The sequence below is a fragment of the Bartonella sp. AA2SXKL genome (assembly GCF_042197205.1).
Classification (GTDB): Bacteria; Pseudomonadota; Alphaproteobacteria; order Rhizobiales; family Rhizobiaceae; genus Bartonella.
On the sequence record NZ_JBHIRN010000193.1, the window covers coordinates 1 to 246 of the forward strand.

A 246-nucleotide genomic window follows, 5' to 3' on the forward strand; every position below is an offset into this window, starting at 1 on the left:
TGCTACTGGTTCAGAGAGCTCAGGCATTCCGGGTGTGAATGTTGAAATTGATGAAAAGGTTATTGTATCCTCTACAGGAGCACTTGCTCTTGAAAAAGTTCCAACGCGTATGATTGTTGTGGGCGCTGGTGTTATTGGTTCAGAGCTTGGTTCGGTTTGGAGCCGTTTAGGGGCTAAAGTTACCATTATTGAATATCTTAATAAAGTTTTAGGATCAATGGATGGTGAAGTCTCACGGCAATTCCA

The 246-nt window shown here is 42.7% G+C and carries 1 protein-coding gene; it reads left to right on the forward strand.

Features of this window, described 5'->3' with window-relative positions:
* A partial coding sequence (locus tag ACFINS_RS10645; protein ID WP_375706257.1) for an FAD-dependent oxidoreductase occupies nucleotides 1-246 on the forward strand: 246 nt, incomplete at both ends.